This window comes from Brevundimonas sp. AVps7 (genome assembly GCF_058681545.1).
On sequence record NZ_CM178742.1, the window covers coordinates 1,436,353 to 1,462,886 of the forward strand.

The 26,534-nt window shown below is 68.1% G+C and carries 26 protein-coding genes and 2 tRNA genes; 21 read left to right on the forward strand and 7 right to left on the reverse strand.

All coding sequences use genetic code 11. From position 1 onward, the window contains the following. The first annotated feature begins 227 nt into the window (after nt 1-227). The 4 genes from gor to ACW17Y_RS06995 all read left to right on the forward strand — a co-directional run bounded on the left by gor (nt 228) and on the right by ACW17Y_RS06995 (nt 4,655). Complete coding sequence (gene gor / locus ACW17Y_RS06980; RefSeq protein WP_492038253.1) at nt 228-1,607, forward strand: glutathione-disulfide reductase; 1,380 nt, start codon at nt 228-230, stop codon at nt 1,605-1,607. A gap of 40 nt (nt 1,608-1,647) precedes the next feature. Further along, complete coding sequence (locus tag ACW17Y_RS06985) at nt 1,648-3,018, forward strand: class II 3-deoxy-7-phosphoheptulonate synthase (protein ID WP_492038041.1); 1,371 nt, start codon at nt 1,648-1,650, stop codon at nt 3,016-3,018. Beyond that, nucleotides 3,015-3,602, forward strand: a complete 588-nt coding sequence (locus ACW17Y_RS06990; RefSeq protein WP_492038042.1) for a prephenate dehydratase domain-containing protein — start codon at nt 3,015-3,017, stop codon at nt 3,600-3,602. Before ACW17Y_RS06985 ends, ACW17Y_RS06990 begins: the two co-directional genes overlap by 4 nt. A gap of 282 nt (nt 3,603-3,884) precedes the next feature. Further along, nucleotides 3,885-4,655: a chorismate mutase gene (locus tag ACW17Y_RS06995; protein ID WP_492038043.1), complete on the forward strand. Its 771-nt coding sequence runs from the start codon at nt 3,885-3,887 to the stop codon at nt 4,653-4,655. 9 nt (nt 4,656-4,664) lie between these two features. Here the strand turns inward: ACW17Y_RS06995 and ACW17Y_RS07000 are convergent, their stop codons facing one another. Both ACW17Y_RS07000 and panC read right to left on the reverse strand, forming a co-directional pair. Further along, nucleotides 4,665-5,174: a cytochrome C gene (locus tag ACW17Y_RS07000; RefSeq protein ID WP_492038044.1), complete on the reverse strand. Its 510-nt coding sequence runs from the start codon at nt 5,172-5,174 to the stop codon at nt 4,665-4,667. Between the two features lie 65 nt (nt 5,175-5,239). Next, nucleotides 5,240-6,103 (reverse strand): pantoate--beta-alanine ligase, encoded by an 864-nt coding sequence (panC, locus tag ACW17Y_RS07005; protein WP_492038045.1) that lies wholly within the window; start codon nt 6,101-6,103, stop codon nt 5,240-5,242. 90 nt (nt 6,104-6,193) lie between these two features. On the opposite strand from panC, the gene ACW17Y_RS07010 reads away from it, so the two are divergent. The 8 genes from ACW17Y_RS07010 (at nt 6,194) to ACW17Y_RS07045 (ending at nt 15,008) form a co-directional block, all read left to right on the forward strand. Further along, entirely contained in the window at nt 6,194-6,865 is a 672-nt protein-coding gene (locus tag ACW17Y_RS07010; protein WP_492038046.1) for an SPOR domain-containing protein, read from the forward strand. A 192-nt stretch (nt 6,866-7,057) separates the two neighbouring features. After that, the gene (locus tag ACW17Y_RS07015) at nt 7,058-7,891 is read left to right on the forward strand and encodes a division plane positioning ATPase MipZ (protein ID WP_492038047.1); all 834 of its coding nucleotides are present in this window, start codon (nt 7,058-7,060) and stop codon (nt 7,889-7,891) included. 13 nt (nt 7,892-7,904) lie between these two features. Next, on the forward strand, nt 7,905-8,324 hold the full coding sequence (locus ACW17Y_RS07020; protein WP_492038048.1) for a J domain-containing protein: 420 nt from the start codon (nt 7,905-7,907) through the stop codon (nt 8,322-8,324). Nucleotides 8,325-8,538: 214 nt separating this feature from the next. After that, nucleotides 8,539-10,131, forward strand: a complete 1,593-nt coding sequence (locus ACW17Y_RS07025; protein ID WP_492038049.1) for a carboxyl transferase domain-containing protein — start codon at nt 8,539-8,541, stop codon at nt 10,129-10,131. Between the two features lie 14 nt (nt 10,132-10,145). Further along, nucleotides 10,146-11,045, forward strand: a complete 900-nt coding sequence (locus tag ACW17Y_RS07030) for an enoyl-CoA hydratase-related protein (RefSeq protein WP_492038050.1) — start codon at nt 10,146-10,148, stop codon at nt 11,043-11,045. Nucleotides 11,046-11,054: 9 nt separating this feature from the next. Continuing rightward, nucleotides 11,055-13,046, forward strand: a complete 1,992-nt coding sequence (locus ACW17Y_RS07035; RefSeq protein ID WP_492038051.1) for an acetyl/propionyl/methylcrotonyl-CoA carboxylase subunit alpha — start codon at nt 11,055-11,057, stop codon at nt 13,044-13,046. 7 nt (nt 13,047-13,053) lie between these two features. Continuing rightward, nucleotides 13,054-13,452 carry a DUF1489 domain-containing protein gene (locus ACW17Y_RS07040; RefSeq protein WP_492038052.1) on the forward strand — a complete coding sequence of 133 codons (399 nt, stop codon included), beginning with the start codon at nt 13,054-13,056 and terminating at the stop codon, nt 13,450-13,452. Between the two features lie 209 nt (nt 13,453-13,661). Continuing rightward, complete coding sequence (locus ACW17Y_RS07045; protein ID WP_492038053.1) at nt 13,662-15,008, forward strand: MATE family efflux transporter; 1,347 nt, start codon at nt 13,662-13,664, stop codon at nt 15,006-15,008. Here the strand turns inward: ACW17Y_RS07045 and ACW17Y_RS07050 are convergent. Then, on the reverse strand, nt 14,992-15,363 hold the full coding sequence (locus ACW17Y_RS07050; RefSeq protein ID WP_492038054.1) for a bleomycin resistance protein: 372 nt from the start codon (nt 15,361-15,363) through the stop codon (nt 14,992-14,994). The two genes, ACW17Y_RS07045 and ACW17Y_RS07050, sit on opposite strands and share 17 nt — an antisense overlap. Before the next feature lie 86 nt (nt 15,364-15,449). Between ACW17Y_RS07050 and metG the strand changes: the two genes are divergently transcribed. Together metG and ACW17Y_RS07060 are read left to right on the forward strand one after the other, a co-directional pair. Then, a complete protein-coding gene (metG, locus tag ACW17Y_RS07055; RefSeq protein WP_492038055.1) occupies nt 15,450-17,153 on the forward strand; it encodes a methionine--tRNA ligase in 1,704 nt (567 codons plus the stop codon). Continuing rightward, nucleotides 17,150-17,863 carry a 2OG-Fe(II) oxygenase gene (locus ACW17Y_RS07060; protein ID WP_492038056.1) on the forward strand — a complete coding sequence of 238 codons (714 nt, stop codon included), beginning with the start codon at nt 17,150-17,152 and terminating at the stop codon, nt 17,861-17,863. The genes metG and ACW17Y_RS07060 overlap by 4 nt, the downstream gene beginning before the upstream one ends. Here ACW17Y_RS07060 and ACW17Y_RS07065 read toward each other — a convergent pair whose 3' ends face one another. From ACW17Y_RS07065 to rlmB, 3 genes are all read right to left on the reverse strand, one after another. Next, complete coding sequence (locus tag ACW17Y_RS07065; protein WP_492038057.1) at nt 17,864-18,316, reverse strand: hypothetical protein; 453 nt, start codon at nt 18,314-18,316, stop codon at nt 17,864-17,866. Between the two features lie 113 nt (nt 18,317-18,429). Next, a complete protein-coding gene (locus tag ACW17Y_RS07070; protein WP_492038058.1) occupies nt 18,430-19,236 on the reverse strand; it encodes a TerC family protein in 807 nt (268 codons plus the stop codon). Between the two features lie 28 nt (nt 19,237-19,264). After that, nucleotides 19,265-20,092, reverse strand: a complete 828-nt coding sequence (rlmB, locus tag ACW17Y_RS07075; RefSeq protein WP_492038059.1) for a 23S rRNA (guanosine(2251)-2'-O)-methyltransferase RlmB — start codon at nt 20,090-20,092, stop codon at nt 19,265-19,267. Nucleotides 20,093-20,327: 235 nt separating this feature from the next. Here rlmB and ACW17Y_RS07080 point away from each other — a divergent pair. The 4 genes from ACW17Y_RS07080 (at nt 20,328) to ACW17Y_RS07095 (ending at nt 22,981) form a co-directional block, all read left to right on the forward strand. After that, nucleotides 20,328-20,411, forward strand: a tRNA-Tyr gene (locus ACW17Y_RS07080). A gap of 88 nt (nt 20,412-20,499) precedes the next feature. Next, a tRNA-Gly gene (locus ACW17Y_RS07085) sits at nt 20,500-20,573 on the forward strand. A 52-nt stretch (nt 20,574-20,625) separates the two neighbouring features. Next, complete coding sequence (gene tuf / locus ACW17Y_RS07090; protein ID WP_492038060.1) at nt 20,626-21,816, forward strand: elongation factor Tu; 1,191 nt, start codon at nt 20,626-20,628, stop codon at nt 21,814-21,816. 361 nt (nt 21,817-22,177) lie between these two features. Continuing rightward, nucleotides 22,178-22,981, forward strand: coding sequence for a hypothetical protein (locus ACW17Y_RS07095; protein WP_492038061.1), 804 nt, complete (start codon nt 22,178-22,180; stop codon nt 22,979-22,981). Between the two features lie 6 nt (nt 22,982-22,987). On the opposite strand, the gene ACW17Y_RS07100 is transcribed toward ACW17Y_RS07095, so the two are convergent. Continuing rightward, entirely contained in the window at nt 22,988-23,152 is a 165-nt protein-coding gene (locus ACW17Y_RS07100; protein ID WP_428148997.1) for a hypothetical protein, read from the reverse strand. A gap of 152 nt (nt 23,153-23,304) precedes the next feature. Between ACW17Y_RS07100 and ACW17Y_RS07105 the strand changes: the two genes are divergently transcribed. The 3 genes from ACW17Y_RS07105 (at nt 23,305) to ACW17Y_RS07115 (ending at nt 26,480) form a co-directional block, all read left to right on the forward strand. Next, entirely contained in the window at nt 23,305-24,450 is a 1,146-nt protein-coding gene (locus ACW17Y_RS07105; protein WP_492038062.1) for a GNAT family N-acetyltransferase, read from the forward strand. A gap of 11 nt (nt 24,451-24,461) precedes the next feature. After that, complete coding sequence (locus ACW17Y_RS07110; protein WP_492038063.1) at nt 24,462-25,382, forward strand: cupin-like domain-containing protein; 921 nt, start codon at nt 24,462-24,464, stop codon at nt 25,380-25,382. 159 nt (nt 25,383-25,541) lie between these two features. Continuing rightward, complete coding sequence (locus tag ACW17Y_RS07115) at nt 25,542-26,480, forward strand: GIN domain-containing protein (RefSeq protein WP_492038064.1); 939 nt, start codon at nt 25,542-25,544, stop codon at nt 26,478-26,480. Nucleotides 26,481-26,534 lie beyond the last annotated feature (54 nt).

Below are 26,534 nucleotides of genomic sequence, written 5' to 3' on the forward strand. Positions count from 1 at the left end.
GGGACGCGCGATCATCGCGCTGCGGAGCCCCGAACGCCGGCCGGTGCGAACCTTTCCATGGCTGCAGGGCGGGAAGGGGACCGGAGGCATCGAGTTGAAGGGGGTGGGGCGCTTGTCCCGACTGTCAGCGGCGCCTAAGTCCATCCGCCGACGCCGCCAGCGACGACCGGCCTCTCCGGACGCTTCGGACGCTTCGGACTGTGTTTTCCGTCCGCTTCGAGATCGCCATGGCCGACTATGACTACGACCTCTTCGTCATCGGCGCCGGCTCGGGCGGGGTCCGTGCAGCGCGTCTGACCGGGTTGGGCGGCAAGAAGGTCGCCATCGCCGAGGAATTCCGCGTCGGCGGGACCTGTGTCGTGCGGGGCTGCGTGCCCAAGAAGTTCATGGTCATGGCCTCTGACTTCGCCCACCAGTTCGAGACCGCCGAGGGCTATGGCTGGACCGTAGAGGCCAGTTTCGACTGGCCGAAATTCATCCAGTCCAAGGATGTCGAGATCGCCCGCCTGTCCGGCATCTACGCCGCCAACCTCGGCAAGGCCGGCGTCGAGCTGATCCACGGCCGCGCGGTCCTGAAGGACGCGCACACCGTCGAGATCATCGGCAAGGACCAGACGATCACCGCCGAGAAGATCCTGATCGCCACCGGCGGCCGGCCCTGGATGCCCGACGACCTGCCGGGCATCGAACACGCGATCTCCTCGGAAGAGGCCTTCCACCTGCCGGAGTTGCCCAAGCGCATCCTGATCGCGGGCGGCGGCTATATCGCGGTCGAGTTCGCCGGCATCTTCGCCGGGCTCGGCGTCGAGACGACGCTGATCTATCGCGGCCCGAATATTCTGCGGGGCTTCGACGACGACGTCCGCGCCCATCTCGCCGGAGAGATCGAGAAGCGCGGCATCAAGGTCATTCTGGGTTGCCAGCACCAGGAAATCCGGAAGACCGCGACCGGTCTGGTGAACGTGCTGGAGAACGGCATGGAGCTGGAAACCGACGTCGTCATGTTCGCCACCGGCCGCGTCCCGCATGTGAAGGACCTGGGTCTGGAGGCCGCCGGCGTCGAACTCAACGAGAAGGGTGCGATCAAGGTCGACAGCCTGTCGAAGACCACCGCCGACAATATCTGGTCCATCGGCGACGTCACCGACCGGATGAACCTGACCCCCGTCGCCATCCGCGAGGCGGTCGCCTTCCACGAGACCGTCTACAGGGACAATCCCCAGCATTTCGACTACGAGGCCGTCGCGACGGCGGTCTTCTCACAGCCCCCGGTCGGCGTCGTCGGCCTGACCGAGAGCGAGGCGCGCCATACCTGCGCCAAAGGGGTCGACGTCTACGTCACCCGGTTCCGGCCGATGAAATACGCCTTCACCGGCTCGGACGAGCGTGTGCTGATGAAGCTGGTGGTCGATGCCGACACCGACCGCGTCGTCGGCGTCCACATCGTCGGTCCCGAAGCGCCGGAGATGATCCAGCTCGCCGCCATCGCCGTGAAGGCCGGCCTGACCAAGGCCCAGTGGGACGCCACCTGCGCCGTCCACCCGACCATGGCCGAGGAACTGGTGACCCTGAAGGTCAAACAGTCACAGGACGTCAGCGCGGGTTAGATTTGTTGTCTCGCAACCGCGAGACGCCTATCTTGCGGCCATGACCAAGCGCTGGACCCCTGAATCCTGGAGAAACAAACCCATCGTGCACATGCCGATGGACTATCCGGACGCGCGCGCGCTTACCGCCGTGGAAGACGAGCTGCGCGCCATGCCGCCGCTGGTGTTCGCGGGCGAGGCCCGCAGCCTGACCGCCAAACTGGCCCAGGTCGAACGCGGCGACGCCTTCCTGCTGCAGGGCGGCGACTGCGCCGAGAGCTTCAAGGAGTTCTCAACCGACAACATCCGCGACACCTTCCGCCTGATCCTGCAGATGGCGGTGGTCCTGACCTTCGCCGGTCGCAAGCCCGTGGTGAAGGTCGGCCGCATCGCCGGCCAGTTCGCCAAGCCGCGCTCCTCGCCGGTGGAAGAGATCGACGGCGTCGAACTGCCCTCCTATCGCGGCGACAACATCAACGGCTCGGCCTTCACGCCGGAAGAGCGGATCCCCGATCCCCAGCGTCTGATCAAGGCCTACAACCAGTCGGCCTCGACCCTGAACCTGCTGCGCGCCTTCGCCGGCGGCGGCTATGCCGACCTCTACAACATCCACCGCTGGACCCAGGGCTTCGCCGACGGCGGCGTCGGCGCCCAGTACCGCGAACTGGCCGAGAAGATCGCCGAGGCCCTGGCCTTCATGGAGGCGGTCGGCGTCACGCCCGAGACCCATCCCGACCTGTCGAGGGTCGAGGTCTTCACCTCGCACGAGGCCCTGCTGCTGAACGTCGAGAGCGCCCTGACGCGTCTGGACGGCGGTTCGGGCGAATGGTTCGACACCTCGGCCCACATGCTGTGGATCGGCGAGCGCACCCGCCAGCTGGACGGCGCCCACGTCGAGTTCATGCGCGGCATCAAGAACCCGATCGGCGTGAAGTGCGGCCCGACCATGGAGCCGGACGACCTGTTGCCCCTGATCGACGCCCTGAACCCGGAGAACATCCCGGGCCGTCTGACCGTCATCGGCCGCTTCGGCCACGACAAGGTCCACGACCGCCTGCCGCGCCTGATGAAGGCGGCCAAGGCCCACGGCAAGAAGGTCATCTGGTCGATCGACCCGATGCACGGCAACACGCTGAAGGCGTCCAACGGCTACAAGACCCGGCCGTTCGACCGCATTCTCGGCGAGGTGAAGGGCTTCATCGAGGTGGCCGAGCATGAGGGCGTCCACCCCGGCGGCGTCCATCTGGAGATGACCGGCCAGAACGTCACCGAATGCCTCGGCGGCGCCCAGGCCGTGTCCGAGGACGACCTGTCGAGCCGCTACCACACCCATTGCGACCCGCGCCTGAACGCCGACCAGGCGCTGGAGCTGGCCTTCCTGGTGGCCGAGCGGCTCAAGACCGGCCGCCTGAACAAGTCGAAGGCGGCGTGACGGTCGCCTCGATCGGCAGACCCGCCGGCGACGACCGGGGAGGGCGCACCGCCTTCCAGGGCGCGCCCGGCGCCTTCAGCCATGAGGCCTGCGTCGCACTGCGCCCCTGGGACGTGCATGTGCCGTTCGAGACCTTCGCCGAGGCCATCACGGCCGTGAAGTCGGGCGACTGCGACTGCGCCCTGATCCCGGTCGAGAACTCGACCATCGGGGTTGTGGAACCGGCAGCGACGCTCGTGGCCGAGGCCGGCCTGCCGATCATCGGCGATGTCTGGCGACCCATCCGCATGGCGCTGATGGCCATCGACGGCACGACGATCGAGCAGATCCGCACTGTGGCCAGCCATCCCGTAGCGCTCCGCCAATGCGCCCGGACCCTGGCGGAGATGGACGTCGAGATCGTCGAGGTCTTTGACACAGCGGGCGCTGCTCGCGAGGTGGCCGAACTGGGTGACCGCACGCGCGCGGCCATCGCCCCCGTAGCCGCCGCCGAGGTCTACGGGCTGACGGTTTTGCGCAACGACCTTCAGGATTCCGACGACAACCGCACGCGATTTGTTCTTCTGGCCCGCGAACCGGGTTGACGTCGCACGATCGTTGCGTGTCTTAAGGGCCGACGGATCGCCACCGATCCGAACAACCGGTTCGACCCATGTCCCCGCTGCGCGCTTCGCTTTCGACCCTTTCGCTCCGTTCGCGCGCGGCTGCCTGCTATTTTGGCTCCTATTTTTACGGCTTTCGATACGCCGGCTGAGGCCTCGAGCGACCCCTGCTCCTGACAGCCTCGCCGGCGACCGCCCTCAACCAGGGCGGCGGCGCACCCATTCGCCCCTTATCGAAATGCATCCCGTGAAAGCCCGAATTCCATGCCCAGTTCGAACCTCCAGCAAGTCTGGCCCGACATGAATCCCGAAGAGATGTCGCCCGAGCAGATGGCGCTCGCCGCCCTGCGTCACGAGATCGACCTCGTCGACGACGAGCTTCTGGCCCTGTTCCAGCGTCGCCTCGCCATCGCCGCCAAGGTCGGTCAGGCCAAGGACGCGCCCCACGGCCCCCACACCAAGCTGCGCCCCGACCGCGAACAGACCGTCCTGAGCCGCGTCATGGCGAAAGCCGATCCCGAGAACGCCGTCGCCGTCGAGGGCCTGTGGCGCGAGATCGTGGGCTGGGGTCTGGCGCGTCAGGGCCAGCTTCAGGTCCAGGTCTGGGCCCCGACCGACCCGACCCGCGCCTTCGACGGCGCCCGCCACCGCTTCGGCGCCGCCGCCGCTATCCGCATGGTCCGCGATCCGCAGGCCGCCCTGGCCTTCGCCGCAGAGGGCAAGGGCGTGGCCGTGCTGGCGGTCAACACCGACGATTCCTGGTGGGTCGGCCTGCGCCGCGACTGGTCGAGCCTGAGCGTCTTCGACGGCTTCGGCTCGGCGGGCGGTCAGCCGACCTCGCTCGCCGTCGGCAAGATCGATCCGGCGGCCCTGCCGAAGGGCCGTCGTGTGGTGGTCAGCGCGGGCGGAGACGCCGGCGACGGCGGCGGCGCGCGTCGCTGGGGCCTGAACACCCACCACGGCTGGACCCTGGCCCTGACCGACGCCGAACTGATCCCCGGCGACGCCGAGGGCTGTGTCGGCGCGATCGGCTAGACGGGACGGCTAGGCTGAAGGAGCGGCGGGAGCGGGCGGGGTCGCACCGGGCGGCAGTGGGGCCGGCGAAGGCTGGCCCGGATCGCCCGGCAGGGACTTGATGTAGCGATAGACCGCGCGCTTGTCGGCCTCCGACATGGCGCGGACGCTCGGCCAGGGCATGGGCGGCAGGCTCGTGCCTGTGTTCAGAAGTTCGACCCACTCGTCCTCGGAACGGCCGGCCACGGTCAGGCGCAGGTTCTTGCCGTAGCTGGTGCCCCACGGCCCGGTGTGACCCTCGGTCGAGCCCTTCAGCCACTCGCTCTCGGGCGGCTGGGCCCCGCCGGTCATGGCGTACTGCGGCGTGTGGCAGTCGTTGCAGCCGCCGACCAACACGACATAGCGGCCGGCGGCGATGTCGGATGCCGCGATGACGTGCGGTTCCCCGGCGCTGGTCGACACGGTCACGCCCGCCTTGTCGCAGCCGGACAGCAGGGCGGAGGCCCCGAGGCAGGCGGCAATGATGGTTGTTCTGTTCATCTGAGAGTCCCCCGTTCGGTGAGGAGGGAACATGCGTCGTCGTCTGCGGTCAAGCTGACGGCGGTTCAGACCGCCATGTTGTCGATCAGCCGTGTCTTGCCCAGCCATGCCGCAACCAGGATCCGCGCCGGCCCGTCGACCACGCCGTTGGGGAAGACAGCCAGATCGCCGGCGCGCCGCACCGCGACATAGTCCACCCGCTGGAAGCCGGCCTTCAGAATCTCGGCATAGGCGTCGCGTTCAACCGCCGCGAGGGGGCGCTTGTCCGCCGCCTTGATCGCCGCCTCGGCAATGACGCCGTTCAGGCGACGCGCAATCTGCAGTTCGTCCTCGGACAGATAGGCGTTTCGCGATGACAGGGCCAGGCCATGCCCGTCCCGCTCTGTGGCCGAACCGACGATCTGGGTCGGAATATCCAGATCGCGGGCCATCCGCTTTACGACCATCAGCTGCTGGTAGTCCTTTTCGCCGAACACGGCGACGTCGGCCTGGACCTGGTTCAGCAGCTTGGCGACCACGACGGCGACACCGCCGAAGAAGTGCGGCCGGAAGTCCGTTTCCAGCCCCTGCGACGGCCCGCCGACGCTGACCCCGGTGACGAAGCCGTCCGGATACATTTCGCCGACCGTCGGCGCGAACAGCAGCTCGCAGCCTGCGCCTGCCAGCAGGTTCGCATCCTCGGCCTCCCGCCGGGGATAGGTCCCCAGATCCTCGTGCGCGGCGAACTGGGTCGGATTGACGAAGACGCTGGCCACGACCTTGTCCGCCCGCCGTCCGGCCTCGCGCACCAGCGTCAGATGGCCCTCATGCAGGGCCCCCATCGTCGGCACGAAGGCCACGGTGAACCCCTGACGACGCCATTCGCGCACGGTCGCACGCAACGCTTCGACGGTTCGCGCGATCGGAAGGGGAGGAGCGTTCTCAGTCATGCTTACCGCGTTAACCGTTCGACTTAAGGCTGTTCGTGCACGGGGCGGAAAAACCTGCCGGGCTATGGGTGGCTTATGACGCCCAGCAGAATGCTTCGTCCAGTCCTCCTCGGTCTCGCCGGCCTCGCGACCTCGTCGTGCAGTCTGGTCGAGGGCGACCCGCACCGGTTTGAATCGATGGCCCAGGCCGTCGCCGACATCCCTCTGGATGGCGGCCCCCGCTCAGGCGAGGCTCGCCCCGTGCGCACGGCGGCCGAGGCCGGTCTGCGTCCGGCGCTGGCCATGACCGATACGGTGGTCAACCCCGGCGCGCTTCGGGTCGAGGTCATGGACCCGCACGATCTGTGGGATGCGCGTGACGCCGGCCTGCGGGGGGCGGTCGAACGCGCCGCTCCGGCCATGATCGAAGCCGCAGCGCCGATGGTTGCAGAGGCGGTCGTGCAGCAGGTCTCGGATAGGATGCAGACGCCTCGTGTCGAACGCGCTGCGGTCCGCGCCGCTGCAGCAACGGCTCCTCCGCCCTCGGCTTCACGCACGACGCTGCAACTCGGCGCGTTCTCAAGCCCGGGCGCCGCCCGCGCCGCCTGGACCCGCATCGCCTCCGCCGGCCAGGCCGTGGCCGAACTGTCTCCGACGTTCGAAGCGGTCGAGGTCGATGGTCGCAACCTGACCCGCCTGAAGGTCATCGCGCCTGCCGACGCCGCCCGCGCGGTCTGCCGCGCCGCCGATGCCGCACAACTCGGGTGCCTGCGCCGGGGCTAGCCGGCCAATCCATCATCCGTGCACCCGGCCTCCGCCGGGGCGCACGGTTATAGGGCAGCGGTGAGCCCCGACGATCCCATCCACAGGCGTCGCTTAACCTTTCGTTGACGGAAGGGGCGGCTCCCCCGATTCTGGCCAGCCATGACGACCGGTGAGTGAGTCGGTCGTCGCCAGCTTTCGGACTATCGGATCATGACGCAGCCCCAGGTCATCGTCGTCGGCAATGAAAAGGGCGGGGCGGGCAAGTCCACCCTGGCCATCCACATCGTCTGCGGCCTGCTGCACGCGGGTCGGCGCGTGGCCATCCTGGACCTGGACCTGCGCCAGCGGTCGATGTCGCACTTCTTCTCCCATCGCGCCGCCTGGACCGCCGCCAACGGCGTGAGCCTGCCCATGCCGCTCGAGCCCGACCTCGGCGAGGGCAAGGCCCTGGCCAAGGCCGACGAAGTCGAACAGATCGCCCGCTTCGAAGCCGCCTTTGCCGAAGCCCAATCGGCCGATGTCATCCTGATCGACACCCCCGGCGGCGACACGGCCCTGTCGCGCGCGGCGCACGCCCGCGCCGACCAGATCGTCACCCCGATGAACGACAGCTTCGTCGACTTCGACATGCTGGGCACCGTCGATCCGGTGACGCTGGATCTGCTCAAACCCTCGACCTATTCCGAGAGTGTCTGGGAGGCTCGCAAGCACCGCGCGATCAACGAGGGCCGCCACGCCGCCATCGACTGGGTCATCATCACGAACCGCCTCGCCGTCGCCGAGGCCCGCAACCGCCGTCGCCTCGAAGAGAAGATGCAGAAACTGGCCAAGCGGGTCGGCTTCCGCGTCGGTCCGGGCTTGCGCGACCGCGTCATCTACCGCGAGCTCTTCCCCTTCGGTCTGACCGTCGCCGACCTGTCCAGCGAGGTGCGCCCCGTGGCCGTGTCCCTGGCCCACGTCGCGGCCCGTCAGGAAATGCGCAACCTGATGCAGTCGCTCGGCCTCGACGCCGCCAGCCTGCCGGCCCTGGACGCGGCGGCCTGACCCCGGTTCCATCATGGGTCTGATCTGGCTGGTGCTGGTCGGCATCGGCGTCTGGGCCCTGGCCCGGCTGGGGCGTCAGACCGAGGGCCCCCGCCGCGGCCAGTGGCGCGTCGCCGCCACCCTGATCTCCGCCGCCATGCTGGCCGGCGGAGCCTTGGCCCTGTCGAAGGGCGCGTGGATCAGCGGGGCAGCCCTCGTCGGCGCGGCCCTGTGGCTGACGGTGTCCTCACGGATCCGGTCCATTCCGGAGAAGCGCGAAAGCCTTGGCGACGCCGAGGCCCGCTCCATCCTCGGCGTCCCGATCGACGCGACACCTGAAACCATCAACGCTGCCTGGCGCCGCCAGATGGGCCGCGCTCATCCGGATCAGGGCGGTACCGAAGGGCTGGCCGCGCGATTGAACGCGGCGCGGGACAGGCTCCTCCGCAAATAACCCTCTCCCCTTGCGGGAGAGGGAGGCGGCGCATGAGAGCGTAGCGATCGTTCTTGCGCCGGCGGGTGAGGGGTCACGCAGGCCCTCACCGGTTGGCGGCGGTCAAACCCCTCACCCTTTCGCGCAAGTCCGCTCGCAAGCTCGCGGCGCTCAAGCCCTCTCCCGCAAGGGGAGAGGGTTCACGCATTGATCAAACCCCCCTAAACCTCGCCCCATGCCGAAGCTGACCTCCGCCATCGACCCGCACTCGCCGAGCTTCAAGGCGCTGCACGCCCACAACACCGCACTGAATGCAGAACTGCGCGAACGGGTCGCGAAAGCGGGCAGGGGAGGCTCCGACGCCAGCCGCGACCGCCACGTCTCGCGCGGCAAGCTGCTGCCTCGTGACCGCGTCGAACGTCTGCTCGACCCCGGCTCGCCCTTCCTCGAGATCGGCCAACTCGCCGCCAACGGCATGTACGGCGATGAGGCGCCGGGCGCGGGCATGATCTGCGGCGTCGGCCGCGTCGCGGGCCGCGAGGTCCTGATCGTCGCCAACGATCCGACGGTGAAGGGCGGCGCCTATTTCCCGATGACGGTGAAGAAGCACCTGCGGGCCCAGGAGATCGCCGAGCAGAACAACCTGCCCTGCGTCTATCTGGTCGATTCGGGCGGGGCCAACCTGCCGCACCAGGCCGAGGTCTTCCCCGACCGCGACCACTTCGGCCGCATCTTCTTCAACCAGGCGCAGATGTCGGCCAAGGGCATCCCCCAGATCGCCTGCGTCATGGGCTCGTGCACCGCCGGCGGCGCCTATGTCCCGGCCATGTCGGACGAGACGGTCATCGTCCGCAACCAGGGCACCATCTTCCTGGCCGGCCCGCCGCTGGTGAAGGCCGCCACCGGCGAGGTCATCTCGGCCGAGGAACTGGGCGGGGCCGAGACCCATGGCCGCAAGTCCGGCGTTGTCGACTATGTCGCCGAGAACGACGAGCATGCGCTTGAGATCGTGCGCGACATCGTCGGCCACCTGAACAGCGTCAAGCGCGTCGACATGGATGTGCGCGAGCCGCGCGACCCGGTCCTCGACCCCGCCGAACTCTACGGCCTGATCCCCGACGACGTCCGCGCCCCTTATGACGTGCGCGAGGTCATCGGCCGCATCGTCGACGGCTCGGAGTTCGAGGAGTTCAAAGCCCTCTACGGCACGACCCTGGTCTGCGGCTTCGCCCGCATCTGGGGCTATCCGGTCGCCATTCTGGCCAACAACGGCGTGCTCTTCTCCGAGAGCGCGCTGAAGGGCGCCCATTTCATCGAACTGGCCTGCAAGCGGAAGATTCCGCTGGTCTTCCTGCAGAACATCTCAGGCTTCATGGTCGGCGGGAAATACGAGGCCGGCGGCATCGCCAAGGACGGCGCCAAACTGGTCACGGCCGTGGCCAGTGCCTCCGTGCCCAAGTTCACCATTCTGATCGGCGGCTCCTTCGGCGCCGGCAACTACGGCATGTGCGGCCGCGCCTTCGGGCCCCGTTTCCTGTTCACCTGGCCCAACTCCAGGATCAGCGTCATGGGCGGCGAGCAGGCGGCGGCGGTGCTCGCCACCGTCCACCGCGACGCCGACAGCTGGACCCCCGAACAGGCCGAGGCCTTCAAGGCCCCGGTCCGCCAGAAATACGAGGACGAAGGCAGTCCCTGGTACGCCACCGCCCGCCTGTGGGACGACGGCGTCATCGACCCGACCCAGACCCGCGACGTCCTCGGACTGGCGATTTCCGCCAGTTTGAACGCGCCGATACCCGACACGACCTTTGGCGTGTTCAGGATGTGATTGAGGAGTCTTCCATGACCGACAAACCCGACGAATCCGACCTGAACGCCCTGGACATCACCGATGCCGAGGCCGCCGAGATCAACTCGATCGCCCAGCCTCTGGTGCCGGACCCTGCGCCCGACGCGAACGACGACCTGATCCAGGTGGACGGCACCGCCGACGGCGTGGTGTTCGTCACCATCAACCGCCCGCACAAGAAGAACGCCTTCGACGCCGCCACCGTCGCGGCCCTGTACGAGACGTTCGAGACGCTTCACGGTGCCGACAATGTGCGCGTGGTCTTCATCCGCGGCGCCGGCGGGACCTTCAGCGCCGGCGGCGACCTGAACTGGATGCGCGACGCCATCGACTGGTCCGAGAGCGACAATCGCGAAGACGCCATGATGCTGGCGAAGATGCTCAAGGCCCTGCACGACGTTCCGGCCCTGACGGTCGCCCTGGTCGAGGGCGCGGCCATGGGCGGGGGCGCGGGCATCGTCTGCGCCTGCGACATGGCCGTGGCCGTCGAGGGTTCGCGCTTCGCCTTCTCCGAGGTCAAGCTGGGCCTGATCCCCGGCACGATCGCCCCCTATGTCATCGAGGCCGTCGGCGCCCGTCGCGCCAGACAGCTGTTCCTGACCGCCAACATCTTCGACGCCGACTACGCGGCCCACGCCGGGATCATCGACATGGTCCTGCCCGAGGGCTCGATCGACGAGTTCGTCTCCATGCTGACCGACAGCCTGACCCAGAACGCCCCCGGCGCCATGGGCGAGGCCAAGCGTCTGGTCCGCGACGTCGCGGGTCGCCACATCGACCACGGCCTGATGGAGGAGACCGCCAAACGCATCGCCCGCGCCCGCGTCTCGCCCGAGGGCCAGGAAGGCGTCCGCGCCTTCCTTGAAAAACGCCCGGCCCGCTGGGCGGAATAGAGAGCGTCCATGTTCAAGTCCGTCCTGGTCGCCAATCGCGGCGAGATCGCCTGCCGAGTCTTCCGCACCGCCCGGCGGATGGGGATCCGCACGATCGCCGTCTATTCCGAGGCCGACGCCCAGGCGCTCCATGTCCGCGAAGCCGATGAAGCCGTCCTGATCGGCCCGGCGGCGGCGCGCGAATCCTACCTCGTCGCCGAGAAGGTGCTGGCGGCGGCGAAGGCCACGGGCGCCGAGGCCATCCATCCCGGCTACGGCTTCCTCAGCGAGAACGCCGAGTTCGCCGAGGCCGTGATGGCGGCCGGCATCGTCTGGATCGGCGCCCCGCCGGCCTCCATCCGCGCCATGGGCCTCAAGGACGCGGCCAAGACACTGATGGTCGAGGCCGGGGTCCCGGTCACGCCCGGCTATATGGGCGAGGACCAGTCGCCCGACCGGCTGAAATCCGAGGCCGACGCCATCGGCTATCCCGTGCTGATCAAGGCGGTCGCGGGCGGCGGCGGCAAGGGCATGCGGCGCGTCGATGGGTCCGAGGCCTTCCTCGACGGCCTGGCCTCCTGCCAGCGCGAGGCGGCCTCCAGCTTCGGCGACGACCGGGTCCTGATCGAGAAATACATCCTGTCGCCTCGCCACATCGAGGTTCAGGTCTTCGGCGACAGCCACGGCGAGGTCGTCCACCTGTACGAACGCGACTGCTCCTTGCAACGCCGCCACCAGAAGGTCATTGAAGAGGCTCCGGCCCCCGGCATGGACGCCGCGACCCGCGAGGCCGTGACCTCGGCGGCCGTGAAGGCAGCGAAAGCTGTAAGATACGTCGGCGCCGGCACCATCGAATTCATCGCCGACGCCTCGGACGGGCTCAAGGCCGACCGCATCTGGTTCATGGAGATGAACACCCGGCTCCAGGTCGAACACCCGGTGACCGAAAGCATCACCGGCGTCGACCTTGTCGAATGGCAGTTCCGGGCCGCCGCCGGCGAGCCTGTTCCGCTGAAGCAGGCCGACATCCCCATGAACGGCTGGGCCATGGAGGCCCGCCTCTACGCCGAGGACCCGGCCAACGGCTTCCTGCCGTCGATCGGACGACTGGATCATTTCGTCCTGCCCGACGACATCCGTATCGACACCGGCGTGGAGGAGGGCGGCGAGGTCAGCCAGTTCTACGACCCCATGATCGCCAAGCTGATCGTGCATGAGCCGACGCGCGAAGCCGCCGCTGAAGCGATCGCCGACGCCTGCGCCGAGGTCGAGGTCTGGCCGGTGCGGACCAACGCCGGTTTCCTGACACGCTGCCTGACCCACCCCCGGTTTCTGGCCGGAGATGTGGACACCGGCTTTATCGCGGCCGAGGAGGGTGATCTGGCGCGGCCCGAACCCGATGCGGCGCTGCGGGCGGCGGCCGTCGCGATCGTTGCCGAGGACGGAATCTATCTTCGTAAACCGAAGAGCGACGACACTCTGGGCCCTTGGGAAGGCCTGCCGGGGCCCGCCTGTGGTTTCCGCCTGAACGCCGCGGATCGCGCCGCCTATCGCGCCCGGCTGGGCGATGACGTGATCCAGGGAGAGGCACGCTCGATGTTGTCCGGCGACACGAGTTGGCGGGTCCGGCTCGGCGATCAGGAACTGCGGGTTGAGTCGGCGCCCGATGGGTTGAACGTCGGCGATCGTTGGTTCGGCCAGTATTGGCTCGAAGCCGGCGGTAAGGTTCTGTTCGATGGAGGGGAGGCCTGGCTGGTCGAGCAGGCGCGCTTCTCCGGCGGAGCGGGCGGCGGCTCGGCCTCCGACGGTTCGCTGCGTGCGCCTATGCCCGGCAAGATCGTCGCCGTGCCCGCAAAGCCCGGCGACACGGTGACCAAGGGCCAGCCGGTCATCGTGCTGGAGGCCATGAAGATGGAGCACGCCCTGACCGCGCCGTTCGACGGCGTGGTCGGCGAGATCGGGTTCTCGGTCGGCGATCAGGTGACGGCGGATGCGGTGCTGGCGCGGGTCGAGGCCGCCTGAACCGCCCATGCCTCTCCACATGATCAAGCTGTGCGTCGGCGTCGCCCACGTGGAAACTCTGGAACGTCGCGCGGCCAAGGGCCAGTGGCTGACGGTCAACACCCGGATGACGCCGAAACGCGCCGCTGAACTCGAAGACGGCGGCTCCCTGTTCTGGGTCATGAAGGGCTCGGTGACCTGCCGCATGCCGATCCTTGACGTCTCGACCAAGGGCGAGGGCAAGGCCTCGATGTGCCTCATCAAACTGTCGCCCGAGGTAATCCGCACCGCGCCCCAGGCCCGCCGCCCCTTCCAGGGCTGGCGCTATCTGGAGCCGAAGGACGCACCGCCTGACATGTCCTCGCTCGACGCCGGCGACATGCCCGAGGATCTGGCCAAACAGCTGCGCGAGATGGGGGCCTGGTGAGAGCGTCCTTGTCCCCTTGCGGGAGAAGGTGGCAGCCGAAGGCTGACGGATGAGGGGTCACACCGGCTGTTGGCGGGAGGGCTGATCGTGCGGACTTCAGACGTCAGCGTGACCCCTCATCCGACCTCGCTCCGCTCGGCCACCTTCTCCCGCAAGGGGAGAAGGACCGTGTTGACCTTCGTGCCTCGACGTGGTCTCCGCGCCCTCCCATGACCTTCCTGACCCCCGCCACCCGCTCCGCGACCAAGGAACTCCTGACCCTGGCCTGGCCGGTGGTGCTGGCGCGCATCGGCATCATGACCATGGGGCTGACCGATGCGATCGTGGTCGGCAACTACGCCTCGCGCGAGCTCGCCTTCCATTCCCTCGCCTGGGCGCCGCATTCGATCATCGTGGTGACGGCGGTCGGCCTGCTGTTCGGCGTTCAGGTCATGACGGCCCGGATGCTGGGCGAGGGACGCCGCGCCGAGGTCGGGGCCGTGCTCAGGCGCGGATTCGTCTATGCGCTGCAGCTCGGCGTCGCCGCCTGTATCGCCCTGATCTTCGTCGGCCCCTGGCTGCTGCGCCAGATCCACCTCGAGGCCGGTCTGGCCGAGGGCGCGGGTCCGGCCCTGATCGTGCTCGCCCTGTCCATGCCCGCCTATCTGGTGTCGGTCGCGGCCCAGTTCTTCCTCGAGGCCCTGGGCAAGCCCAAGCCCGGCATGGTCGCCATGTGGGTGGCCAACGGCGTCAACCTGGCGCTCAACCTGCTGCTGGTGCCCGATCTGCTCGGCCTCGGCATCAATGGCGCCGAGGCGTCCTGCTGGGCGACCTTCGCGGCGCGGGCGGCGCTGGCGATCTTCCTCGTCATCTACATCGTCCGCCTGCCCGAGGCGCGGGCGCTCGGCGTCTTCACCCGGCCGAAGCCCGATCCCGTCGCGGCCGCCGAACAGCGTCGCATCGGCTACGGGGGCGGCTCGTCCTATTTCATCGAGGTCGCGGCCTTCGCGGCCATGACCTTCATCGCCGGCCAACTGGGCGTCAACGAGACGGCGGCCTGGGCGGTGGTGCTGAATGTGTCCGCGATCGTCTTCATGGTCCCGATGGGCCTCTCGTCGGCCACCGCGGTCCTGGTCGGCCGGGCCTATGGCGCAGGTGACAGACCCGGCGCCCTGCGCGCGGGCCTGGTCGGGGTGGGAGTGGTGACGGCCCTGACCCTGGGCGTCGCCCTGCTGGTCTGGCCGAGCGCGGGCCTGCTGGTCGGGGCCTACAACCGCGATCCGGCTTTGCTGGCTCTGGCCGCGCCCGCGCTCGTGCTGGCGACCCTGTTCTTTGTGGCGGACGGAATCCAGGTCGTGGCGGCCCAGGCCAACCGCGCGGCCGGAGACGTCTGGTGGCCCACGATCATCCACTTCGCCGCCTACGGCGGGATCATGATGCCGCTGGGCTGGTGGTTCGCACATCAGATCGGCGTCGATGGCCTCGTCTGGGCGGTCATCATCGCCAGTCTGGTGTCGTCCACCCTTCTGACCGGCCGCTTCGTGCGGATCGCGCGGCGGGTCAGGGTCGCCGCGTAAAGCAGACCTTGTTGCCGTCGGGATCATCGACGCAGAACTCCCGTGTGCCCCAGGTCTGATCCGTCGGCCCCTGATGGATCGGAGAGTCGGGTCTGGCCGCGCTATCCAGTCCGCGCGCCCTGAACCGCGCGAACAGCGCGTCCACCTCGTCGACCAGCACGGTGATCGACTGACCATAGGCGCCGTCGCCGCTATGGCTCGACAGATGCAGTTCGTCGCCGTTGCGCGTCAGGATCGAGAAGGCCGGATCGGCCGGTTCCGGCCAGACCCCGACCAGCCGGAAATCCAGCACCTCGGTGTAGAAGGCGATCGAACGCATGATCTGGCTGCTGCGGACCACGGGGATGATGGACATCGTGCGCTCCTGATCGCGGCGGGGCAGGGTGACGCCGCGACATCGTCACTCTATATCCCGCTGCTTCCTCGAACCACTGGACGTCAATGGCCCGCATCCTGATCACCTCGGCGCTGCCGTACATCAACGGCATCAAGCATCTGGGGAATCTGGCGGGCTCCATGCTGCCGGCCGACGTCTTCGCCCGCTTCAAACGCGCCCAGGGCCACGAGACCCTCTACATCTGCGCCACCGACGAGCACGGCACGCCTGCCGAGCTGGCCGCCGCCGCCGCCGGTCAGGACGTCCAGACCTATTGCGACGAACAGCACGATATCCAGAAGGCCGCCGGTCAGGCGTTCGGCCTCAGCTACGACTGGTTCGGCCGCTCCTCGCGCGAGCCCAACCGTCGCCTGACCCAGCATTTCGCCAAGGTGCTGGAGGAGAACGGCCTGATCGAGGAACGGGTCGACCGGATGATCTATTCGATCGACGACGCCCGCTTCCTGCCCGACCGCTATGTCGAGGGGACCTGCCCCCATTGTGGACACGTCGGGGCGCGAGGGGATCAGTGCGACAACTGCGGCCGCCTGCTGGACCCGACCGACCTGATCGCCCCCTATTCGTCAGTCTCGGGTTCGACCAACCTCGAGGTCCGCGACACCCGCCACCTCTATCTGCTGCAGACGAAGATCGAGGGCCGCATCCGTTCGTGGATCGAAAGCAAGACTGACTGGCAGACCCTGGCCCGTTCGATCGCCCTCAAGCATCTGGATGAAGGCCTGATCGACCGGGGCATCACCCGCGACCTGAAGTGGGGCGTGCCGGTGGTGGGACCCGATCGCGGACCGCGCCCGGGCATGGAGGGCAAGGTCTTCTACGTCTGGTTCGACGCTCCCATCGAATACATCGGAGCGACCGAGGAATGGGCGCAGGCCAACGGCACGACCTGGCGCGACTGGTGGCGCACGGACGAGGGCGCCGACGACGTTCGCTACGTCCAGTTCATGGGCAAGGACAATGTCGCCTTCCACACCGTCAGCTTCCCGGCGACCATCCTGGGCTCGGGCGAACCGTGGAAGACGGTCGATACGCTCAAGGCCTTCAACTGGCTGAACTGGTACGGCGGCAAGTTCTCCACGTCCCAGAAGCGCGGCGTGTTCATGGACCAGGCGCTGGAGATCCTGCCCGCCGACTACTGGCGCTGGCACCTGACGGCCTATGGGCCGGAGGGCTCCGACGCCGCCTTTACCTGGGAGCAGTTCCAGTCGACGACGAACAAGGACCTCGCGGACGTGCTGGGGAACTTCGTCAACCGCATCGTCAAGTTCGCGGAATCGAAGTTTGACGGCGTCGTCCCCGACGGCGGCCAGCCCGGTCCGCTGGAAGAGAAGCTGGACGCCGACATCCGCGCCGGCATCGCCGAGGCGACCGAGGCCTTCGAGGCCATGGAGTTCCGCAAGGCCTGTCAGGCCCTGCGCGCGGTCTGGGTGCTGGGCAATGAATACCTTCAGGAAGCCGCGCCCTGGACCGCCTTCAAGACCGATGTCGATCGCGCCGCCGTCGGCGTCCGCACCGGCCTGAACCTCGTCGCCCTGTTCGCCCGCATCGCCGCCCCGGTCATGCCCTTCTCGGCTGAAAAGATCGCCGCTGCCGTGGGCGAGACGGACCTGAGCTGGCCGGCCCCTGACGCTGTCCTGCTGGACCAGCTGCCGCGCGGTCAAAAGGTCGCCGCCGCCGAGGTCCTGTTCAGGAAGATCGAGGATGTCCAGGTCGCGGAGTGGACCGAGCGTTTCGGCGGCGCTCAGTGAAGCCCGCGCTGGCGGACCATTCGCCGGCGACCCTCTCGGCGGTGCGTGCGCGCCTCGCCGCCACCGGCCGCGCCCAGCTGCACTACCTGCTGGCCGCGCCCTACGCCGACCACCTGCGCGCCGAGGCCGACAAGCCCGACTTCAACGTCGTCACCCGCCGCTCGACCGGCCACGTCGACCTGTCCGCCGCCTGGCTGCACTCACTGGAGCCGCACCAGCGCCAAGCCCTGGGCCAGGCCGTCCAGACCGCCGCCACAGACGACTTCCAGTACCTGTTCGACAACCACCCCATCTACGACATGGCCGAGGCCGGGACCGCCGAACCCGTCTGGGCCGATCTGGTCGCCTTCCTGAACGGCGAGGCCTTCCTGGGCCTCATGCGCGAGGCGACCGGCGAACCCCGCATCGCCCTGGCCGACGCCCAGCTGACCCGCTTCCGCAAGGGCCATTTCCTCACCGCGCACGACGACACCGCCGAGGGCAAGAATCGCTTTTACGCCTATGTCCTGGGCCTGACGCCCGGCTGGCGCATCGACTGGGGCGGCCTGCTGGCCTTCCACGACGCCGAGGGCAATGTCGGCGAGGCCTTCACCCCGCGCTTCAACACCCTGAATCTGCTCAGGGTCCCCGCGCCGCATTCGGTGACCCAGGTCGCCCTGTCCGCCGGCGCCGACCGCGTGTCGATCACCGGCTGGCTGCGCGGCGTCTGACTATTCGAACAGGCTCATGGGCGCGCCGTGCTCGTCCGGCCAGCCCAGATAGGCCACGTCGGTCGGACCGACCACGAAGGTCACCACCCGCCATGCGCCCGCGGTCCGGCGGAGCAGGGCGTAGGTCCCGGGCCCGTCGAAGAACCCCTCCTCGAGCGCGCTGGCGTAGCGGGTCTTGCTGAAGTCGATGGGTCGACCGTTCGGCTGCTGGATCGAACCGGCATAGAAGGCCCAGTCGCCCTGGATGCGAAGCCGGTCGACCATGAACTGGACCGGCTGGCCTCCCAGATCGCGCTGGATCGCCGGCCGCAGCGCGTCGAGGATCGGACGGCGCATCGGATCGCCGACGGGGACATTGCGCGGCCCGGCCTGGACGGCCGGCGGCGGCGCTGCCGGGGCCGAACCCGCCGACAGGGGGGCGCCGATCAAGGCGAGGGCGAGAAGAAGGCTCATGCGGGTTCCCCGGGCGAGACGGCCCGGACCCGTGTCCGGCCTCACCGCGCCCGAAGACCCTAGCTTCTAGCCGGCGCGACCGGAAGCCGGCTGCCGCGCCGGGTCAGGTCGGATCAGGGTTTGGCGAGGGCGCCCTGGGCCAGGCAGACCACCAGCTTCTGGTCCTTCTCCGGCCGGCACGACTTCCGGACCTCTTCTGCCGTGATGTCGAGGAAGGCCGGGGCCGAGGCGTTGTGCTGCTCCACGGCCAGCGCCCGGACGACGGTCGAGCGATAGCCGTCCCAGATCATGTGCACCGCGACGTAGAGCACGATGACCAGGCCGACATAGCCGATCCAGCGGTACTTGCTCAGCAGCTTGGCGATATAGGTCGCCGCGACGCCCATCAGGCCGATCGACAGAACCAGGCCGAAGACCATGATCCACGGGTGGTCATGGGCCGCGCCGGCAACGGCCAGCACATTGTCCAGCGACATGGTCACGTCGGCGATCAGGATCTGCACCAGCGCCGCGCCGAAGGTCTTGCGCTTCAGCCCCATTTCCTCAGGCGAGGGTCCCTTGCCGTGCTCGATGGCGAGGGCCAGCTCAAGCTCGGCCTGCGCCTCGGCCTGGTCGTGGGTCGCGGACTCCTGCAGCTCGCGCCACATCTTCCAGCACACCCAAAGCAGCAGCACCCCGCCCGCGATCAGCAGGCCGACGATGGCCAGAAGCTGGACCGTGACCAGGGCGAACAGGATCCGCAGCACGACGGCGGCGGCCAGACCGATCAGGATGGCCTTGCGACGCAGCTCCTGCGGCAGGGCGGCTGCGGCCAGACCCACGGCCACGGCATTGTCGCCGGCCAGGACCAGATCGATGGCCAGAACCTTGCCGAGGGCGGAAAGCTGGCTGGCGAATTCGGGAGTGCTGAGGAATTCCATGGGGCGCTGTTAGGGCAGGGGATGCCGGTTAATCAAGCGAGCGTTGCTTTCTCGAGGCTTCATAGAGGGCCACGGCCGCCGCGTTCGAGACGTTCAGGCTCTCGAATCCGCCCGGCATGGGGATTTTGGCCAGAACGTCGCAATGTTCGGCCACCAGCCGGCGGATCCCGTCGCCCTCGGATCCCATGACCAGAACGGTCGGCCGGTGATCCAGCGCGTTCTCCAGCAATTCCTCGGACGACCCGTCCAGCCCGACGGCCCGCCAGCCCAGATCGGCCAGCCGTTCCAGCGCCCGGGACAGATTCGTCACCCGCGCGCAGGGCAGGCGTTCCGTCGCCCCCGCGGCCGCCTTGGCCAGGGCCCCGGCCAGCACCGGCGAGTGCCGGTCCTGCACGATGATTCCCCTGGCCCCGAAGGCGAGCGCCGAACGGAAGATGGCGCCGACGTTCTGGGGATCGGTCAGCTGGTCCAGCATGACGATGATTCCCTCGGCCGGATCGGCGAAGTCCTCGATCGCCACGCCTTCCAGCGGCTGGACCTTGAAGGCCATGCCCTGGTGGACCGCCCCGGCGGGCAGCATCCGCTCCAGCGCCAGCGAATCGATCACCTCGACCCTGTGGCCGTTGGGAATACCCTCGCGTTCAAGCTCGGCGGCGCGATCAGCGGTGGCCAGCAGACGGCCCATACCCTTGCGCGCCGGGTTCTCCAGCGCCGCCAGCACAGGATGGCGGCCCCAGACGAAGCCGTCGGCGTCGACCTTGCCCCGTCCGGCGCGCGGCGCGGCGGTGCTGAAGCTCCTGGTCGGCGGATTGGGGTTCCAGCCGCCCCGGTCGGGGCCGCCCTTGGGAGCATCCAAAGCCCCGCCCTTGCGGCTCCGCTCATCGGTTTTACCGGGCCCTTTTTTGCCCGATTTCCGGTCGTTGCGTTCTGGATTTCTCGACACTATAAGACGCCCTCCGATTTGGAGCCCTAGGGCTTTCGGGTCTGGCGCTCCCTCTATCTCAGGCGTGTCCCGACCTTGAAGCCTTTTGTTCCGACACCGGTCGAAAGATCGGTCAGGGACGGTTCGGACGGATCGATTAAAGCGCGCTGGGGGAATGTCCCGAGTGGCAAAGGGGGGGGACTGTAAATCCCCTGCGTAAGCTTCGCAGGTTCGAGTCCTGCTTCCCCCACCACGCGCTTTCGATACGGACGACAGGGTTTTCGAAGAGGATCAGCTGCGGAAGTTTCTTTGTAAAAACAAAGAGCTGCCGTGGTTTCCGTGCGGGTATAGTATAATGGTAATACAGCAGCCTTCCAAGCTGAATATGTCGGTTCGATTCCGTCTACCCGCTCCAGGTTTTTGATAGCACCCAGCGCCCCTCAACCCGGGCCATCAGGAGTTTGGCCATGGCCAAGGAAAAGTTCGAACGCACCAAGCCGCATTGCAACATCGGCACCATCGGTCACGTTGACCATGGCAAGACGACGCTGACGGCCGCCATCACGATGACCCTGGCCAAGGCCGGCGGCGCGAAGGCCATGGCCTATGCCGACATCGACGCCGCGCCGGAAGAAAAGGCCCGCGGCATCACGATCAACACGGCTCACGTGGAATATGAGACGGCCAACCGTCACTATGCCCACGTCGACTGCCCCGGCCACGCCGACTATGTGAAGAACATGATCACCGGCGCCGCCCAGATGGACGGCGCGATCCTGGTGGTCTCGGCCGCTGACGGCCCGATGCCCCAGACCCGCGAGCACATCCTGCTGGCCCGTCAGGTCGGCGTGCCCGCCCTGGTCGTGTTCATGAACAAGGTCGACCTGGTCGACGACAAGGAGCTGCTGGAGCTCGTCGAGATGGAAGTGCGCGAGCTGCTTTCGTCCTACCAGTTCCCGGGCGACGACATTCCGATCACCATGGGTTCGGCCAAGGCCGCGACCGACGGCGTGAACCCGGAAATCGGCGAACAGCAGGTTCTGAAGCTGATGGAAACCGTCGACGCCTACATTCCGCAGCCGGAGCGTCCGGTCGACCTGCCGTTCCTGATGCCGGTGGAAGACGTCTTCTCGATCTCGGGTCGCGGCACCGTGGTGACCGGCCGTATCGAAAAGGGCATCGTCAAGGTCGGTGAGGAAGTCGAGATCGTCGGCATCCGTCCGGTCCAGAAGACGACCTGCACGGGCGTGGAAATGTTCCGCAAGCTGCTGGACCAGGGCCAGGCGGGCGACAACGTCGGCGTGCTGCTGCGCGGCACCAAGCGTGAAGACGTCGAGCGCGGCCAGGTTCTCTGCAAGCCGGGCTCCATCACCCCGCACACCAAGTTCGTCGCCGAAGCCTACATCCTGAACAAGGAAGAAGGCGGCCGTCACACGCCGTTCTTCACCAACTACCGCCCGCAGTTCTACTTCCGCACGACGGACGTGACGGGCATCGTTCAGCTGAAGGAAGGCGTCGAGATGATCATGCCCGGCGACAACGCCGAGCTGAACGTCGAACTGATCACCCCGATCGCCATGGATCAGGGCCTGCGCTTCGCCATCCGTGAAGGCGGCCGCACCGTCGGCGCCGGCGTCGTCGCCAAGATCATCGAGTAGAGCAAGACCGGTCTCCGGATCGATCTGAAGAGGCCCGCCGGAGAAATCCGGCGGGTCTTTTTCTTTGCCTTCTCCCCTTGCGGGAGAAGGTGGCCGAGCGAAGCGAGGTCGGATGAGGGGTCACGCTGACGCCTGAAGTCAGCGCTCGATCCACTCACTCAAGCCGCCGGCACGACCCCTCATCCGTCAGCCTTCGGCTGCCACCTTCTCCCGCAAGGGGAGAAGGGAAGTGGGCCCATACCCATCAACACATCCCCCGATTTTCCCAATCGAAACAACGCCCGGCTCTATTTAGAGCCCCTGTACCCATCACCCCCTGAAACGGCCTCACACTGTCCGGTCCTTTTCTGGAGGCGCGGATATGGAAGATCAGGCGACAAACACCGGCCGACAGGTCGTCCCCGAGGAGGTCTGGGACACCGTGAAGGCGGACTATCTGGCGGGCATGTCGGGGCCGGACTGCTGCCGGCGGCACGGTGTGAGCCTGTCGGCCTTGCGCAACCGGGCGGCTCGCGAGGGTTGGCGACGCTCGGACCAGCCCTGGATCCCGCCTCAGTCGCTCGATCCCTGGGACGAGGGGCGTCTGCTCGAAGAGCGTATTTGCGGCAATCTCGACCTGATCGAATGGGGCGAACTGTCGGGCGTCACCGAGGGACGGATGATGCGCGCGATCCTGCGCGGGGATTCGGCCGAATTCATGCGCTGGCACAAGGTTGCCGAGATCATCGAGGTCCGTGAGGCCGAACTGCGCCGCTGGGCCGAGGAGGAAGAGGTCCGCAAATACCAGATCCGACAGCGCGCCCGCGATATCGAGGCCGAGGAGGCTGAAGCGGACTCTGGGGACTATCTGGACTCTGAATTCCGGGAGCCCCTGGACCAGCAGGGGCCGGTGAGGGGCTTCCGCATCACCCGGGACGGCGAGCTGGTGCGCATGAAGCCACGTGAAGAGGACGACGCGGATCTCTCCTCCCGGTCGCGCAGCGACGGGGAGGTGGACGCGAGTTCTTCGCGAGCGGACGGAGGGGGCGACACGGTCTCACCGCATGAGCCCTCGCCAGCCTCCAACTCAAACGCCACCTCGCCCCCTCCGTCACGGCGCGAAGCCGCGCCGCGCCACCTCCCCATTCGCCAGGCGGCGAAGGGGGAGGAAACCGGGCCGCCGTGACCGTACCTATCCGTTCGGCTTGCCCGTCGCCGGGTCCGTCGCCGTCTCGCCGGAGTTGCTCGATCCTTTCGAACCGACGGGTTCGGTCGCCGGACGCGGCGGCTGGCCGTCGCCTGCAGGGCGCTGGTTCTCGTTCTCGGTCTGGCGCGGGGGGCGGGCGGGGTCGGTCATGGTCAAGCTCCTGATCGCCAACCGAACGCCCCAAACCGACGGCGGCTCCCCAACCTTTCGTTCACCACGCCATTACACCGTCCCGAAACGGCCGGTGGGCTAGACCAGCGAAAGGAACGCGCCTTGCTCTCAGGCGTGGGTCGGAGACTTGCATGCCCGGAACGCTACAGATCGAGGTCGTGAAGGCGGACCAGTTGACGGTCGCCGACCGTGTGCTGTGGCGCGCCATGGTCGACGCCAATCCCGATCTGGCCAGCCCCTATTTCCGCTGGGAGTTCACCGAGATCGCCGCCCGCGTCAGCCCGAACGCCGCCGTGGCGATCCTGTCGAAGCGCGGTCGCACCATCGGCTATTTCCCGCACCAGCGGCGCGGATCGGCGATCCAGCCTCTGGGCGCGCCGATGAACGACTATCACGGCGTCATCGCCATGCCGGGCGAGGCGCCGTCCCTGGCGACCGTCGCCGCCCTGCTTAATGCGCCCCGGCTGAACGTCTCGGCCTGGGTCGGGCCATCGGGGGCGGGCGAGCTGCGCGAGACCCTGATGACCGTCACGCCGGAGGAGGGGTTCGACGCCTGGTACGCCGAGCGTCGCCAGACCTGGGGCAAATACTTCAAGGACAAGGAACGCGCCCGCCGCAGCCTGGAGGCCGAACTGGGCCCGATCCGCGTCGAGCGCGGCCTGACCGATCCGGCCCTGCTCGACCAGCTGATCCAGCTGAAGCGCGACCAGTATGCGCGCACGGGTCGCCACGACATCTTCGCCTGCGGCTGGACGCGCGACCTGCTCCACGCCCTGATGGCCTCGAAGCACGAGGACTTCGGCGCCTCGATGGCCGCGCTGTGGGCCGGGGACAGGCTGACGGCGATCGAATATTCGTTACACGCCGGCGATCGCTACCATTTCTGGTTCCCCGCCTATCAGCCCGAGCTGGCGCGCTGCTCGCCTGGCATCCTGCTGACCATGGATACCATGCGGCTGGGCTGTGACGCCGGCTTCCGGGTCTTCGATTTCGGTTTCGGGGGCGAGGGCTACAAGAAGTATTTCTGCAATGCGACCCAGACGGTGCGCGAGGCCGTGATCCTCAAACCCGGCGTCGGTTCGATGCTGTCGGATGCGGCCGTGGGCCTTCTGAACACCGCCGCGGGCGGCAAGGGCGAGCGTCTGCGCACCAGCGTCCGTCGCCGATGGGCCGCCATCGAGGCCTGCGAGACCACCTCCGCCAACCGCCTGATGGGCGCCGTCGCCGCCGCCGGCGCGGCCATGAAGAAGGTGAGCGGCGCCCGCCAGGCCGCCTGATCGAGACGAGCATGACCCAGACGACCACGACCCGCCGCACCCGCTATCCCGGCCCGATCGCCGAGGCCAAGAAACACCCGCACGCCCTGGTCGACCAGGGCTTCGCCACCGACGAGGCCCTGGCCGAGATCCTGCACCGCTATCCGGCCGAGCTCTTCGACATCAACCTTTACGACTACGACGACGAGGGTCAGGTCTCGCTGCGCACCGGCGCGCGCGGCGGCCTGTCGGGCGACCAGCTTCTGGCGGCGATCCAGGCCGGGCGGCTTTGGGTCAACCTGCGTCAGGCCGAGGCGGGCTGCCCCGACATGTGGAACGCCGCGATGGACGAGTTCCGGAAGATCCAGGCTGCCTATCCCGGCATGAAGGCCGTGACCAACGCCGGCCAGCTGATCATCTCCTCGCCGGTCGCCAAGGTGCCGTATCACTTCGACGCCGCCGGGGTGATCCTGTTCCACCTGCGCGGCAGGAAGCGCCTCTTTATATACCCCGGCGACGAGACCCATCTGCCCGAGAAGGCGATGGAGCAGGTCGTGGCCCGCCAGACGACCGAGGAACTGCCCTACACCCGCGCCTTCGAGGCCGACGCCCAGGTCATGGATCTGGAGCCGGGCGAGGCCCTGACCTGGCCGTTGTATGCGCCGCACCGGGTCGAGAACCTCGACAGGTTCTGCGTCTCACTGTCGATGGACTTCCAGACCTGGCCGACGCGGTTCCGCAACGGCGCCATCTACACCAATGCCGTCATCCGCAGCCGGGGAGGGCGTCCGCGCTTCACCGACAGCATGTCGACCCCGGAACTGGCGGCGCGCTGGGCTGCGTCGCTGGCGTTGCGCCGGGTCGGCGGACTCAAGAGCCGGATCGAGCATTTCAAGCGAGATTTCACGCCGGAAGTCGGCGCCGCCGACGGGGCAGGGGCGCTGCAGGCCTGAGCCCGAGCCTTACGGGGAATTCACCCAAAGGGCCGTATGGCCTGACAGCGGGGCGTTCGCGGGACCGGCAGGTGAATTCGAGGTCATGACGTCGAGTTAAACTGACTTCCGTTCATCACAGGGTCAGGTTCGCCTCAACTTCAGGAGAGGAACCCCGTCATGAAAGCTTTCGTAACCGCCGTCGCATCCGTCGCCCTGCTGGCCGCCCTCGGCGCCGCAGCCCCTGCCTCGGCAAAGGCTGACCGCGAAGTCCGCATTCGCTACGCCGCCGCCCGCGTGGTCGTCATCGTCGAGAACCGAGCCGACATCGCCGTCGAGATCGAGCCTGGCTCGGGCGGTCTGCCCCTGCCGACCGTGACCCGCAGCGGCGACGAGGTCCGCATCAACGGCAACCTCGGCCGCAACGCCTTCCGCCGCTGCCAGAGCGGCCCCGCCGACGCCCGCCAGCCGGGGCAGGGCGCTTCGGTCGAGGTTCGTGACCACGGACGCGTCAACCTCTCGGCCGCCCCCCTGATCGTCATCCGCACCCCGCCGACCGTCGACGTCTCGACCGAACAGTCCGCCGTCTTCGGCGCCATCGGCCGCGGCGCGACCTCGATCGAACTGGGTTCCGGCGGCTGCGGCGACTGGACCGTGGCCAATACCACGGGCTCCGCCGACCTGTCGATCGGCGGATCCGGCAGCATCCGCGCCGGAATGTCGGGCAGCCTGGACGCCTCCATCGGCGGCTCGGGCAACATCACGGCCGGCGCAACCGGTAAACTGGAAGCCGCCATCGGTGGTTCGGGCACGATCATCGTCGCCAGCGCCACGGGCCCGGTCGACGCGGCCATCGGCGGTTCGGGCGACATCCGCGTCAACGGCGGCCGTCCGACCGAGGTCGATGCAGCCGTCGGCGGGTCGGGCGACATCACCATCACGGGCGACGCCGGTCCGCTGGACGCTTCCATCGCCGGCTCGGGCAACATCACGGTCACCGGCACGGTCGCCAGCCTGGACGCCAGCCTGGTCGGCGGCGGCGACGTCGTTGTCGGTCGCGTGACAGGCTCGGTCTCCCAGTCGGTCATGGGCGGCGGCCGGGTGAGAATCGGCAACTGAGCCTCCTGAACTCAGTCTGCTGAAAAGGAGACGGCCCGGGGCGGTGGAACCCCC